Origin of the sequence: Actinoallomurus sp. CA-142502 (assembly GCF_050936355.1) — a bacterium.
GTDB lineage: Bacteria > Actinomycetota > Actinomycetes > Streptosporangiales > Streptosporangiaceae > Actinoallomurus > Actinoallomurus iriomotensis.
In genome coordinates, this window is the sequence record NZ_JBNJMY010000001.1 from 2,774,962 (window position 1) to 2,788,479 (window position 13,518).

Here is a 13,518-nt window from a genome sequence, read left to right on the forward strand (position 1 = left end):
GCGGCCGGGCAATCGACTTCGCGACGGATCGCGAGGTACGCCGGCTCGCACCGCGCCGCTCGTGTGCGTAGGGTGTGCAGATCATGGGGTCAGCGCGCGCACGCCCGGCGTACCGGCAGGTCAAAGGACAGACGAGCGTCACTCGGGTCGGTACCCGCAACGCGCGGTTCCAGCAGTGGCAGGCGCTGCTCACCAACCGGACCAAGCGGAACCGGGCGGGAGAGTTCATCGTGCAGGGGGTCCGGCCGATCACCATCGCCGCCGAGCGCGGCTGGCCGATCCGCTGCCTCATCCACGCCGGCGGCCGGCGGCTGTCCTCCTGGGCCGAGGGCGTGCTGCGCGACACCGGGGCCGAACGCGTCGAGATGGAGCCCGCCCTGCTGGCCGAGCTGGCCGGCAAGGACGACGCCGAACTCGTCGCGGTCGTCGCCCTGCCGCCCGACGACCTGGACCGGATCACTCCCGGCGGCCCGGTCGTCGTCTTCGACCGGCCCAGCGACCCGGGCAACATCGGCACCGTCGTACGCTCCGCCGACGCGTTCGGCGCCTCCGGGGTGATCGTGACCGGGCACGCCGCCGACGTCTACGACCCCAAGGCGGTGCGCGCCAGCACGGGGTCGCTGTTCGCCGTGCCCGTCGTACGCGTGCCCTCGCCGGCCGCGGTCGCCGAGTGGGCCCACGCCGCGGACGTCCGCATCGTCGGCACCGACGAGACCGGAACCCACGACGTCGCGCGCCATGATCTCGGCGGACCGGTCCTCATCGTGATCGGAAACGAGACCCGCGGGATGAGCGCGGCATGGCTCGCGGCCTGCGACGAGGTCGTGCGGATCCCGATCGGCGGAGCGGCCAGCTCGCTGAACGCCGCGTCCGCCGCGACCGTGGTCCTGTACGAGGCCGCGAGGCAACGAAAAGAAAAATAAGAAATCGCAGGTGGAAAATACGTTGCCCCCATCGGGGCGGCGATCGTACGCTTCTCGCGAGCACATGACGGGCTCCCTCCCACCGGAGGGCCCGCGGACGTAGAAGGGCGGTGGCAGTCGCGTGAGTAACAACATCGGCACTCAAGCTTGGGCCGCCGCATGCCCGCGTCCGTCCGTGCTGTTCTCGCGCGGTAGCGCCTCGCTTCCGGCCGTCTACGTGTCCCCCGAAGCCGGGCACGCGCGGCCTGAGGGCGTGGCGAAGAAGCGAGTGGAGAAGCACGTCTTCACGACGCTCGGCGCCGGCCAGCTGACCGCCCAGGCCAAGGATGCGGCCATCCGTATGCCGCTGGGTCCGCCCCCCTGGAGACCGCCAGAGTGAAAGCTCTGAGCAGGCCTCCAGGCCGCGGATCCCGACCCCGGGAACCGCGGCCTTTTTGTTTCGGCCACACCGAACCAACGAGAGATCAGATCAAGAAAGGGGTGGAGACCTTGGGCCTCGCGCTCACCGCGATCAGCGAGAACCTCGATCTTCCCTGCCGGCAGGAGCCCGAGCTCTTCTTCGCCGAGTCGCCCCAGGACGTCGAACTGGCCAAGGCGCTGTGCGCCGAGTGCCCGATCCGGCGTGCCTGCCTCGCCGGCGCCCTCGAGCGCCGGGAGCCCTGGGGTGTCTGGGGTGGAGAGCTGTTCATCCGCGGCGTCGTCGTCCCCCGGAAGCGTCCGCGCGGACGTCCCCGCAAGAACGCCGAGGTGGCGGCATGACCCGCCGACCGACCGAGACCGCACGTACCGAGAAAGAGCAGAAGATGAGCTTGCTCAGCATTGAACTGTCCCAGGAACGAATACGTGACGCCGAGCGCGAGGTAGCGCGTCGGCGCGGCATCGCCCAGGCCCGGGCCGCACGCCGGGCCCGCCGCGACGCCGAGCTGACCGCCGCCCGCGTCCGGCGCCTGCTGACCGCGCGCTGACGGGTTCGCCCGAGAGCGCCTCCTGAAGGAAGACGGGACCCCCGGCACCACGGCCGGGGGTCCCGCGGCGTTTCGAGGAGTCCTTTCGGCGGCTCAGAGCGCGGCCCGGAGACGGCACGGACTGCGGAATCGTGCGCTCGCCGCCTCCGAGGACCCGAAACTCCTGGTGGAGGCAACGCGTTGGCCAACGTCACCGCGTTTCGCTTCCGCCGAAGCGGTCGATCGGTGATGCTTGGAACAAGGCCGACGAACAAGGGGGAGCGACCGGCATGGTCAGCTGCACGTCCTGCGGAACCACCGCCGAGTCACCGCTCGGCTGGACCACCGACGTCACCGAGCGGGGCCTGCGGCACCTGTGCGACCGGTGCAGCCGCGACAACATCCGTTCGATCGAGGGCCGGCTCGACCAGGTCTACTGGTAACGCTCAGCTGGCGATCTCTTCGGAGCCCTCTTCCGACCCGTCCGGGTCGTCGTCGGCGAAGCCCGGCACCCAGTGCAGTGCCTCGCCGCGGAACGGGCCCTCGGCCTCGAGCTGGCACAGCACGCCCGTGCCGGCCGCGACCACGCGGTGGATCAGCACGTACGAGGGCGGCAGGTTCAGCTGACGCACGACGTTCGTCGGCCGCAGGTCCGTCACCCGCGCGAACTCCTGCCGTAGCCACTCGCGGCTGAACTTGAACGTGTCCTCGATCAGCGGCTCGGCGATCGGGACGATGAACGCCTGCAGCGACTCCGGGTCGACCTCGACGCCCTCGCGGATGAAGTCCTCTTCGCGCAGCGCCTTCATGATCTGGTCGATGTCGAGGAGCGTGCCGATCCGCATGAGCACGCCGATGCGCCGGTGGAACCCGCCCGGCAGCCGGTCGACGGCGCCGAAGTCGATCACGCCCAGGCGCCCGTCGTCGAGCAGCCGGAAGTTGCCCGGGTGCGGGTCGGCGTGCAGCAGACCGCAGCGCGCCGGGCCCGAGAACAGGAAACGGCAGTACAACAGGCCCGCGTGGTCGCGCTGCTCCTGAGTGCCGTCCGCGATGATCGCCGACAGCGGAGTGCCGTCCATCCACTCGGTGACGAGCACGTGGCCCGACTGCGCGACGACCTCGGGAACGTAGATGTCGGGGTCGTCCGCGTACGCCTCGGCGAAGATCTGCTGGGACTCGGCCTCGACCGTGTAGTCGAGCTCCTCGCTGACGCGCTCCTTGACCTCGGCGAGCATCGCCTTCATGTCCAGCCCCGGCATCAGCACCGCGAACAGCCGGCCCAGCCGGGCGAGCTGGTTGAAGTCGCTCAGCAGCGCCTTGCCCGCGCCGGGGTACTGCACCTTGACCGCGACCGTACGGCCGTCGTGCCAGACCGCCTTGTGGACCTGGCCGATGGAGGCCGCCGCGGCCGGCCGGTCGTCGAACTCGGCGAACAGCGACTGCCAGTCCTCGCCGAGGCCTTCGGTCAGGACCCGGTGCACCGTACGGGCGGGCAGCGGGGGAGCCGCCTCCTGCAGCCGGGTGAGCGTCGCGCGGTACGGCCCCGCGAGCTCCGGTGGAAGGGCCGCCTCGAAGATCGACAGCATCTGGCCGAGCTTCATCGCTCCGCCCTTGAGTTCGCCGAGCACCTTGAACAGCTGATCGGCCGTACGCTGCTGGATCTCCAGCGCGACCAGCTCGGCGGACTTGCCGAAGGTGCGCTTGCCGACGCCGAGGGCCGTACGCCCAGCGAAGCCGATCGGGAGAGACGCCAGTTTGGCGGTCCGCGTCACGGCGCGACGGGGAAGATCGCTCATTCGCCTACCTGCTTGTTCGCGCATCCGTGTGGGGGTGGCACGTCTTTCATTCTGCGTGAGAGACGTCACGCGTCCATACCGATATCCGCCAGATGTTCGGCGCGTGCACCCGTGAGCATAGGTGACCTGCCAAATCGCGTAAGTGTGTGCTTTCTCACTAGGGCGCTCGCCGGGACGGCCCGAGCCCAATACCCTCCGGCCATGAGCGAACGGAGTGAGCGAATCGACGAGCACAGTGCGCCTGGTCTCTCCTCCGACGAAGGAGGACGCATGAGCGAACGGTTGCGGGTGGATCGGCGTTCAGACGGGATCGTCGTGCTCACCCTCGATGACCCCGCCCGGCGCAACGCGATGTCCGAGACGATGACCTCCGCCTGGCGCGAGGCCATCGCCGGTCTCCGGGAGGACGCCGGGGTGCGCTGCGTCGTCGTCACCGGCGCCGGCAGTGCCTTCTCCTCCGGCGGCGACCTGGGCTGGATCGCCGATCGCGGCCAGGTCGACGTGCCCCCGCTCCGCGATCACATGCTCGGCTTCTACCGCACCTGGCTGTCGGTGCGCGACCTGGAGGTGCCCACGGTCGCCGCGGTCAACGGCGCCGCCGTCGGCGCCGGCCTGTGCCTCGCCCTGGCCTGTGACCTGCGGTACGCCGCCTCCGACGCCAAGCTGGTCGCGCCGTTCACCCGGCTGGGCATCCATCCGGGCATGGCCGCGACGTACCTGCTGCCCGAGACGGGCGGCCTGCCGCTGGCCCGGGAGATGCTCTTCACCGGCCGCGTGGTGACCGGAGAGGAGGCGGCGGCGCACGGGATGGTCAACCGCGCGGTGCCGCGCGAGAAGGTGCTCGACGTGGCGCTCGAGGTCGCCGCGCGGATCGCCGAGCAGGCGCCGGTCGCCACCCGCCTGACCAAGGCCGCCCTGGCCGACGGCGGGCAGCCGAGCCTGGAGGCGGCCCTGCGGTGGGAGTCGCTGGCCCAGCCGGTGACCATGGCCTCGGCGGATCTCGCCGAGGGCATCGCCGCGCAGCGCGAGAGGCGCGCACCGAGGTTCACGGGCCGCTGAGGCCCCGCCCAGGGGGTGGGGCCGGCCCGGAAAGCCCCCGTGCGCCGGTTCGGCCACCCCCCTTCCCAGTGGGCGGCCGTCCCGTGCGCCGCGGGGACCCCCGGTGCGCGTGACGCTAGGAGGAGGGTCGGACGGGAGTCAACGAGAGCCTGTGGACGGCCCTGGGGACCCGGTGGGGACAGGCCGGAGCGTCCCTGTGGACAACCTGCGCACATGGGTGTGGATAGCCCTGGGGATGATTCAATTACCCCTGATCTACCTGCATCGATGCGATCCACCCCCTGTGGAGAAAACAAAGTTTTCGGTACGGTGCTACGGTGCCCCCCACAGGCGAGATAGAGGTTCGTCGCAGTTCCCGGCGCCGTCGCACGGTCACCGCGCGCCGCGACGGCGACAAGACGGTCGTGATGATGCCGGCCGGGCTGAGCGACGCCGAAGAGCAGGAATGGATCGCGACCGTGCTCGAACGGCTGGCGCGGCGCGAGGCGCGCCGGCGGCCGAGCGACGCGGCGCTGTTCGACCGTGCCCGCGAACTCGCGTCACGCTACCTCGACGGCCGCGCCGCGCCGGCGAGCGTACGCTGGGTCGGCAACCAGCGCAGCCGCTGGGGTTCCTGCACGCCCGAAGACGGCACCATCCGGCTCTCCGCCCAGCTGCGCGGGATGCCCGGCTGGGTGGTCGACTACGTCCTCCTGCACGAGCTGACCCACCTCATCGAGCCCGGCCACGGCCCGGCGTTCTGGAAGCTGGTCAACCGCTACCCCCGCACCGAGCGTGCGCGCGGTTACCTCGAAGGCGTCGCCGCCACCGCGAGCCTGCCGCTGGCGGACGGAGAGCCCGTCACGTGACCTCCCGCTTCGTCGCCGTCCTGGCCGGAGACGAGGTCGCGACCCCGCCCGGCGCCGACCCGGCGGAGTTCCGGCTCGCCGTGCTGGAGGACACCTACGAGGTCGTCGCCGGACTGGAGTTCGTCACACCGGTCCTGGCCCTGACCGGTCCCGATCCCGAGGCCGAGGCGATCACCTGGCCGGGCACCGAGATCGTCCGGACCACCGGCCTGCGCCCGCTGCTCGACGCGCTGGCGGACCTCGGCGCCGACCAGGCGGCCGTGGTCGCCCACGACGCCCCCGACCTGCCGTCGCTGCTGCTCGGCAAGCTGTTCCGCTCCCTGGGCGGGGGAGAGGTCGCCCTCTGCCCGGCGAAGGGCGGCGGCCTGGTCGCCCTGGCCGCCCGCCTGCCCGCGCCGCCGTGGCTGGAGGACGTCGACCTGAACACGGACGACGCCCCGAGCCGCCTGCGCGCCGCGGCCGCTCGCCCGGGAGCCGTACGCTCCGGCCCCGGCTGGCACCGCCTCCGCACCCCCGCCGACTTGGCTCGCCTGGACCCGGGCCTGGAAGGCTGGGACAACACCCGGATCCTCCTCGGCGGAGCCTGAGGGACCCGTCGGCCTCAGCACCGGCACGCCGGGCAGCCGGCCGGCATGCGGCTCGCGCGTCGGCTGCGTAGGGGCGGGATGCTCTTGGACGCGAGCTCGGTATTTTTGCTGGTTTCCTCGCGTTCTCCTCGGATCGGGCTTCGGTGGCCCGAGTATCGGCGCGTCGGACGGCCGGCCGGTATGCGGCTCCGCCGATCGCGGGCTGGGATATTCCCGGGCGGCGACCGTCCACAGGCCGCCGACCAGCGGGCCGGCCGTCACCAGGGGAAGCACGACCCGGCGGGCCTGGGCGGCGGCCAGTACGGCGCGGAATCCCTCGGTGACCCGCTCGGGTCCGCCGAACTCCGCGACGGCGGCGCGCGTGGCCTGACAGGTGATCTCCTGATTCCCGCTGAGCCGGGCTGCCTGGTTCCGGGTCTGGAGTCCTGGGCGACATCCGTCCGCCCCTCGGGCGGCGTGTGACCCCGGCCACGGCGGCCCGAGTATCGGCGCGCCGGACGGCCGGCCCGGGACGCGGCTCGTCGTCGATCGGCGGCAGGCGGGATGCTCCGACGCCGACATCCGGGTCTGTCCGTGCGAGGAGCCCCGGTGGTGGCCGATGGCCTGGCCTCGACGCCCCGCTGCGCGAGCCGCGACAGCGCCGCCCGACCGAACCACTGGCCACGGCGGCGTCCTTCAAGGTCTCCATCGGGCCGTCAGATCCCGCGTTCGGCGAGGTGGTCCAGCTGCGCCTGCGCTCCACCGCCTCCCGAGCCTTACGGGCGGCGACGAGCGTGCTGGGAAGGCGCGACCCGACGGCGAGCGGGGGAGCGCCGTCCTGCCGGATCTGTCCGGTGACGTGGGTGAGCGCCCGCGGGATCGTCCGTCCGCGGGTGTGGCGACGGGTCGTTCTCGGCGGGGAGGGCGAGTGCGCCGGACGGCTTTCACCGGCCGGCATCGGCAGAGGCCCGGGGGAATGCCGTGTGGGATTGCCGACCCGCGAGCGCCGGAACGAGGCCAGTGGACGGTCGTTCTCGGAAGGAAGAGGAACCGCGGCGACGCCTTGACCGCCTGGCTTGAGCGGGTGCCTGGGGGAGTGCTGCCCGCACTGGCCACAGGCACGTGCTGAGACGCTGGGCCGCGGTCACGGTGATCGGCGGAACGGGCCCGCAGGCCGTCCGTCCTGCGGCCGTCGGCCTCGGCCCGCGAGCTGCCGCTGCCCGCCGCGCGGCGGGTGCCGCCCGAACGCTTTAGCCCGGGTGGCGAAGGTAAGGGTCTTATGGCCGAAAGGTCACATTGACGCGCTCTGCAAAGGATTGCAGAGTTTCACTCATCCGAAACACAGGAGGAGAATCCGGTGCCGGTGACCATCCAGGACGTGGCCCGTGAGGCGGGGGTTTCGGTCTCCACCGTCTCCCGGGCGTTCACCGTGCCGGAGATGGTGCGAGACGAGACCCGGCACCACGTCCTGGCGACCGCGGAGCGGCTGGGTTACCGGCCGAACCGCGCCGCCCGAGGCCTGATCACCGGCAAGACCGGCAATCTGGGCGTGATCGTTCCCGACCTGTCCAACCCCTTCTTTCCCAACGTTCTGAAGGGGGTGCAGGCGCGGGCTCGTGAGGCGGACTATGCCGTCTTCCTCGCGGACTGCGACGAGAACGCCACCGAGGAGATCGCCCTCGTCCAGGCGATGGCCAAACAGGTCGACGGCGTCATCCTCTGCTCCTCACGCATGTCGGAGGCGCAGCTCGAACGCGTCGTCGGCACGACGTCCCTGGTGCTCATCAACCGGCAGGTGCGAAACCAGCCCGCCGTCCTCATGGACACGGCGGGCGGCATGCGCCAGGCGGCCGAGCATCTCGCCGCTCTCGGGCACCGCAGGGTCGCCTACCTGAGCGGGCCACGCGCCTCGTGGTCGAACCGGGAGCGCCGGCGCGGGCTGCGCCGCGCCGCCCGGCAGGACATCGAGGTGGTGGAGCTGGGGCCGTTCGCGCCGCGGTTCGAGGGTGGGTCGCACGCCGCCGACCTGGCGCTCGCCGAGGGCGTGACGGCGATCATCGCCTACAACGACCTGATGGCCCTCGGGGTGATGTCCCGGCTGGCCGATCGGGGCGTGTCCGTACCCAAGGAGATGAGCGTCGTCGGGTTCGACGACATTCCGATGGCGGGCATGGCCACCCCGCCGCTGACCACCGTGTCCATGCAGAACGAACGGGCAGGCCGCGCGGCCGTCGACCTGCTCGTGAGCCTCCTGAACGTCACCGGCGCCGAGGCGGGGGATCTCCGCCGGGGACTCGAATGCCAGCTGATCGTGCGGGCGTCGACCGCCGTGCCGCGCGATCCGACGGGAAGGTAATCCCCTGATGCGTGTGAAGACGTTGTGTCTCGCGGCGGTGCTGGTCCTGGCGGGCGCGTGCGGCTCGCCGAATGCGGGGGGCGGGGCCAAGGACCTCACCCCGGGCAATGTGCCGGACAACCCGAAGAACCCGGTGACCCTCAACATCATCGATGTGGCGGGCAACCTCCAGCTCACCAAGGGAATGATCGACGAGTTCGTCAAGACCCACCCCAAGGTGATCAAGAAGGTCACCTACACCAACGCCACGGCGCCCGAGCTGCCCGGCAAGATCAAGGCTCAGCAGAGCGCCGGCCAGGTGCAGATCGGCCTGGTCCTGACCGGCACCGACGCCCTGTCCGCCGGCATCGACCAGAACCTGTGGGTCAAGACCGACGACTACGCGAGCCGCCTGGGCAACGCGAACTACCAGGCTCCCGCGCAGAAGATGCAGGAACTCGCCCAGGGCCACGGCGTCGAGGTCGTCTACTACCCCTCAGGGCCGCTGATCGAGTACAACCCCAAGACGGTGAGCAAGCCGCCGGCGACCGCGGACGAGCTCCTCGCCTGGGCCAAGGCGCACCCGAAGAAGTTCCAGTACGCCCGCCCCGCCAACTCCGGCCCCGGCCGTACGTTCCTCATGGGCCTGCCCTACATCCTCGGCGACTCCAACCCGAAGGACCCCAAGGCCGGCTGGTCCAAGACCTGGTCGTACCTGCAGGAACTCACCAAGTACGTCGACTACTACCCCTCCAAGACGTCGGAGACGATGTCCAACCTGGCCAACGGCTCGGCCGACATCATCGCCACCACGACGGGCTGGGACATCAACCCGCGGGCGCTCGGCCAGGTCCCGGCCGGTGACAAGGTCGCGTACCTCAAGGGCATGCACTGGGTGACCGACGCGCAGTACGCCGTCGTGCCGCGCGGGGTCTCCGCCGACGTGCTGTCCGCGGACCTCCAGCTGATCAAGTGGATGCTCACCCCGCAGCAGCAGGCGAAGGCCTACGACGACGGCTACTTCTACCCGGGCCCGGCGGTGAACGGTGTCACCGTGCAGATGGCGCCGCAGAAGTCGCAGCAGGTCATCCAGCAGTTCGGCCGGCCGGAGTACGACCAGTGGATCCCGAAGTTCCCCACGGAGACCTCCCTGCCGGCCCAGCAGCAGGTCGCCGCGTTCGACCAGTGGGACCGGACCGTCGGCAGCGGCAAGGTCAAGAAGTGAACGAGCGGAGCGAGCGCACCAGAGAACACGCGCGCCTGGTCATCCCCCCGACGAAGGAGGGCCAGTGAGCGAGCGGAGCGAGCGAATCAAAGAGCACGCGCGCCTGGTCATCCCCCCGACGAAGGAGGGCCCGTGAGCGGATCGAAGATCTCGGAGCTGCGGCTCGATCACGTGAGCCGCGGCTTCGGGGAGGTGCTCGCGCTCGACGGGCTCGACCTCACCATCGAGGGCGGGGAGTTCGTCGCGCTGCTCGGACCGAGCGGGTGCGGCAAGTCGACCGCGCTGAACTGCCTGGCCGGCCTCCTGCCGCTGACCGGCGGCTCCATCACGCTCGACGGGCGGCGGATCGACACCCTGCCGCCGGAGCAGCGTGGCTTCGGCATGGTCTTCCAGAACTACGCGCTGTTCCCGCACATGTCGGTGCGCGCCAACATCGGCTTCGGCCTGAAGATGGCCAAGGTCGGCAAGGCCGAGGCGCAGCGGCGGGTCGACGAGGCGGTGAGACTGGTCCAGCTCGGTGACCACGCCGCCAAGTTTCCCGGCCAGCTGTCGGGCGGGCAGCAGCAGCGCGTCGCGATCGCCCGCGCGATCGTCCTGGAGCCCGCGCTGGTGCTGATGGACGAGCCGCTGTCCAACCTCGACGCGAAGCTGCGCCTGGAGATGCGCACCGAGATCCGGCGCATCCACCAGACGCTCGGCCTGACGACCGTCTACGTCACGCACGACCAGGAGGAGGCGCTGTCGCTCGCCGACCGGCTCGTCCTGCTGCGTGAGGGGAAGGTCCAGCAGGTCGGCCCGCCGGAGACGGTCTACACCGAGCCCGCGAACCGGTTCGTGGCCGGGTTCATGGGATACCGGAACGAACTGGAGCTGCCGGTCTCCCCTGGATCGGGAACCGCCGCGGGTGACAAGACGGTGGTGCTCGGCGACCTGACCGGCACCCGCCGTGAGGACCTCGGGGAGACGGCGGTCGCCGCCATCCGGCCCGAGGACTTCACCGTCGGCGACGGCCCGAACGCCATGGAGGTCGACGTCGAGGTCGTGGAGTTCCAGGGCCGCGAGCAGGCGGTCCAGGCGCGTACGGCCGGCGGCGACGAGCTCCACCTGCGCGTCCAGGCCCGTCTCGCTCCCGGCGACCGGGTGACGGTGTCGGTGCCGCCGGAGCGGGTGCTGGTGTTCGCGGCCGACAGCCCGGCCGCGCCCGAGGAGGTGGCCTAGGTGGCGGCCCCGGCGGCCCCGGCGACCGCGGGGCGCATCGCGCTGCGGCACCGCCTCGCCGACCGGGGCATGGACCGCACGCTGCTGCTGCTGGTGCCGGCGGTCGTGTTCATCGTGGCGCTGTTCATCTACCCGTTCGTGTACGGGCTGCAGCTGTCGTTCCAGCCGCAGCCCGGTTCGGAGACGGTGCAGCGGTACGGCTCGGGGCCGTTCGCGGACTACCACGCGTTCTTCGCCGACTCGTATCTGCGGAACACCATCTGGACCACGCTGAAGCTCAGCCTGCCCGCGGGACTGTTCAACGTCATCGCGTCGGTGCCGATCGCGTACCGGATGCGCGGGAAGTTCCGCGGCAAACGGACGATCACCACGATCCTCGTCGTGCCGATCACCCTGGGCACCGTGCTGACCGCGGAGGGCCTGCTGGCCTTCATGGGCCCCACCGGCTGGCTCAACCGGCTGCTGATCGACGTGGGGATCGTGGACCACCCGGTGCGGTTCACGCACAACTACTGGGGTGTGCTGTTCTCGCTGATCATCTCGGGGTTCCCGTTCGCGTTCCTGCTGACGCTGTCCTACCTCAGCGGCATCGACCCGACGCTGGAGCGGGCCGCGGCGACGCTGGGCGCGGGGTGGTGGCAGCGGTTCCGGTTCATCACCCTGCCGCTGCTGGCGCCGGGGCTGGCCATCACGTTCTGCCTGACGTTCGTGCTGGCCTTCTCGGTGTTCCCGTCGGCGGTCATGGTCGGTGATCCGTCGGGGACGACCCGGGTGATCTCGATCGCGGCGTTCCACGCGGCCTTCGAGCAGTACGACTACTCGATGGCCTCGGCGATCGCGATGATCATGGGCGCGGTCGAGCTGATCGTCGTCGGACTGGTCCTCGGCTGGCGGGCCAGCCTGTACCGCGGTGCGAGTGGAGGCAAGGGATGACGGAGCGGCGAGCCGACGAGGGAGCGGAGCGGCCGGTGAGGAACGAGCCGTCCGCGGAGCGAGTGAGGAGGGGAGCGCGACCATGAGCGCAGCCATCGCGACCGAACGCAAGGGGCTCGCTCTGCGGCCCGGGGCCTGGCTGGTCTGGGGCGCGGTCGTCTTCTTCCTGCTGATCCTCGCCGGTGTCGTCGGCGCGGTCGTCGTGGACTCCTTCGGCACGAGGTGGTTCTCCGGCTGGTTGCCGTCCGGGTGGACCTCACGCTGGTACGGCAAGACGTGGCACGAGTTCGATCTCGGGAACGTGCTGGTCGTGACCCTGGAGGTCGCGGTGGCCGTGGTGGTGGTCTCGCTGGTCGTCGGCGTGCCCGCCGCGTACGCGCTGGCCCGGCGCACCTTCCCCGGCAAGCGGGTGCTGATGGTGGCCTTCATGCTGCCCATCCTCATTCCGCCGATCACGTACGGCGTGCCGCTCGCGACGGTGCTCTACAAGTTCCACCTGGCCGGCAAGCTCAGCGGCGTCATCCTGGCCAACCTGGTGCCGGCCGTGCCGTTCGTGATCCTCGTCATGACGCCGTTCATCGAGCAGATCGACCCGAAGATCGAGTCGGCCGCGCGGATGTGCGGCGCCCGCACCAGGGTGATCTTCACCCGCATCCTCGGGCCGCTGCTGATCCCCGGAATGCTGGCCGCCGCGGTCCTCATCCTCGTCCGCACGGTGGGCATGTTCGAGCTGACGTTCCTCACCGCCGGATCCGACAGCCAGACCCTGGTCGTCGCCCTGTACTACTCGGTCTCCGCGGCGGGCATCCGCGCGCAGCAGGAGATCGACGCGATGGCGGTGATCTACACCCTGTTCATGCTGGTGCTGCTCGTCGTGGCACTGCGCTTCGTCAACCCAACCCAGCTGGTCACCCAGATCAAGGAGAGAGATTGAAGACCCTGCTGACCCCGGGCAAGGAGACCGAGCTGATCGGGCTCGAACTGGCCGACCTGGCCGATGGCGAGACCCTTGAGCTCACCCGCGACACCGAGCTCGCGGCCGTCGTCCTCTCCGGCGTCGTCGACGTCGAGGGGCTCGGCACCGCGGGCGGTCGCGGCGGCGTCTTCGAGGGGGCGGGCCACACCGTGTACGCCCCGCCCGGAACGCCGCTGCGGTTCCAGGCGACCGGCGGCCCCGCGCAGATCGTGGTCTGCACGGCGCCGCTCGGCGACGGACGGCCCGGCACGGCGCGGATCATCGGACCGGACGACCAGGACGTGGCCGAGCGGGGCGAGGGCAACTGGGCCCGTACGGTCCGCACGGTCCTCGGCCCGGACGACGACGCGGGACGGCTGCTGCTCGGTGAGACGATCAACCCGCCCGGCAACTGGTCCAGCTACCCGCCGCACAAGCACGACACCCACGAGCCGCCGCGCGAGGTGAAGCTGGAGGAGGTCTACCTGTTCAAGCTGGACCCGGAGAACGGCTTCGGCATCCAGCTGCGCTACGACGGCAAGGGCGAGGAGGTCTTCACCGTGCGCGACGGCGACGTCGCCGCGATCCCGGACGGCTACCACCCGGTCGTCGCCGCGCCCGGCTACAAGCTCTACTACCTGTGGGTGATGGCGGGCGAGGGCCGGAAGATGATCCCCTACCTCGACCCCGAGCACGCCTGGGTCCAGACCGGCTGA

The 13,518-nt window shown here is 70.9% G+C and carries 15 protein-coding genes; 14 read left to right on the forward strand and 1 reads right to left on the reverse strand.

The genetic code is table 11. The features are described 5' to 3' along the window. Positions 1–83: 83 nt before the first annotated feature. The 4 genes from ACQEV1_RS13505 (at position 84) to ACQEV1_RS13520 (ending at position 2,310) form a co-directional block, all read left to right on the forward strand. Complete coding sequence (locus tag ACQEV1_RS13505) at positions 84–923, forward strand: TrmH family RNA methyltransferase (RefSeq protein ID WP_433394078.1); 840 nt, start codon at positions 84–86, stop codon at positions 921–923. Positions 924–1,412: 489 nt separating this feature from the next. Beyond that, positions 1,413–1,682: a WhiB family transcriptional regulator gene (locus tag ACQEV1_RS13510; RefSeq protein WP_285571363.1), complete on the forward strand. Its 270-nt coding sequence runs from the start codon at positions 1,413–1,415 to the stop codon at positions 1,680–1,682. Continuing rightward, positions 1,679–1,888 carry a hypothetical protein gene (locus ACQEV1_RS13515; RefSeq protein WP_285570442.1) on the forward strand — a complete coding sequence of 70 codons (210 nt, stop codon included), beginning with the start codon at positions 1,679–1,681 and terminating at the stop codon, positions 1,886–1,888. Before ACQEV1_RS13510 ends, ACQEV1_RS13515 begins: the two co-directional genes overlap by 4 nt. A 269-nt stretch (positions 1,889–2,157) precedes the next feature. Continuing rightward, positions 2,158–2,310, forward strand: a complete 153-nt coding sequence (locus tag ACQEV1_RS13520; protein WP_285570439.1) for a hypothetical protein — start codon at positions 2,158–2,160, stop codon at positions 2,308–2,310. Positions 2,311–2,313: 3 nt separating this feature from the next. Here the strand turns inward: ACQEV1_RS13520 and ACQEV1_RS13525 are convergent, their stop codons facing one another. Continuing rightward, positions 2,314–3,663: an ABC1 kinase family protein gene (locus tag ACQEV1_RS13525; protein ID WP_285618372.1), complete on the reverse strand. Its 1,350-nt coding sequence runs from the start codon at positions 3,661–3,663 to the stop codon at positions 2,314–2,316. 270 nt (positions 3,664–3,933) lie between these two features. On the opposite strand from ACQEV1_RS13525, the gene ACQEV1_RS13530 reads away from it, so the two are divergent. The 10 genes from ACQEV1_RS13530 (at position 3,934) to iolB (ending at position 13,518) form a co-directional block, all read left to right on the forward strand. After that, positions 3,934–4,722, forward strand: coding sequence for an enoyl-CoA hydratase/isomerase family protein (locus tag ACQEV1_RS13530; protein ID WP_285618371.1), 789 nt, complete (start codon positions 3,934–3,936; stop codon positions 4,720–4,722). Between the two features lie 317 nt (positions 4,723–5,039). Further along, positions 5,040–5,570: a M48 metallopeptidase family protein gene (locus tag ACQEV1_RS13535; protein ID WP_285570430.1), complete on the forward strand. Its 531-nt coding sequence runs from the start codon at positions 5,040–5,042 to the stop codon at positions 5,568–5,570. After that, positions 5,567–6,157, forward strand: a complete 591-nt coding sequence (locus ACQEV1_RS13540) for a DUF2064 domain-containing protein (RefSeq protein WP_285618370.1) — start codon at positions 5,567–5,569, stop codon at positions 6,155–6,157. The genes ACQEV1_RS13535 and ACQEV1_RS13540 overlap by 4 nt, the downstream gene beginning before the upstream one ends. A 180-nt stretch (positions 6,158–6,337) precedes the next feature. Next, the gene (locus ACQEV1_RS13545) at positions 6,338–6,619 is read left to right on the forward strand and encodes a hypothetical protein (RefSeq protein WP_433394082.1); all 282 of its coding nucleotides are present in this window, start codon (positions 6,338–6,340) and stop codon (positions 6,617–6,619) included. A gap of 874 nt (positions 6,620–7,493) precedes the next feature. Further along, positions 7,494–8,492 carry a LacI family DNA-binding transcriptional regulator gene (locus ACQEV1_RS13550; RefSeq protein ID WP_285618369.1) on the forward strand — a complete coding sequence of 333 codons (999 nt, stop codon included), beginning with the start codon at positions 7,494–7,496 and terminating at the stop codon, positions 8,490–8,492. Between the two features lie 7 nt (positions 8,493–8,499). Beyond that, positions 8,500–9,696: an extracellular solute-binding protein gene (locus tag ACQEV1_RS13555; protein ID WP_285618368.1), complete on the forward strand. Its 1,197-nt coding sequence runs from the start codon at positions 8,500–8,502 to the stop codon at positions 9,694–9,696. A gap of 132 nt (positions 9,697–9,828) precedes the next feature. Next, positions 9,829–10,914 carry an ABC transporter ATP-binding protein gene (locus ACQEV1_RS13560; RefSeq protein WP_433394085.1) on the forward strand — a complete coding sequence of 362 codons (1,086 nt, stop codon included), beginning with the start codon at positions 9,829–9,831 and terminating at the stop codon, positions 10,912–10,914. Then, a complete protein-coding gene (locus ACQEV1_RS13565) occupies positions 10,915–11,847 on the forward strand; it encodes an ABC transporter permease (RefSeq protein ID WP_285570416.1) in 933 nt (310 codons plus the stop codon). It abuts the gene before it with no gap. Positions 11,848–11,929: 82 nt separating this feature from the next. Beyond that, the gene (locus ACQEV1_RS13570; protein WP_285618366.1) at positions 11,930–12,781 is read left to right on the forward strand and encodes an ABC transporter permease; all 852 of its coding nucleotides are present in this window, start codon (positions 11,930–11,932) and stop codon (positions 12,779–12,781) included. Beyond that, complete coding sequence (iolB, locus tag ACQEV1_RS13575) at positions 12,778–13,518, forward strand: 5-deoxy-glucuronate isomerase (RefSeq protein WP_285570410.1); 741 nt, start codon at positions 12,778–12,780, stop codon at positions 13,516–13,518. Before ACQEV1_RS13570 ends, iolB begins: the two co-directional genes overlap by 4 nt.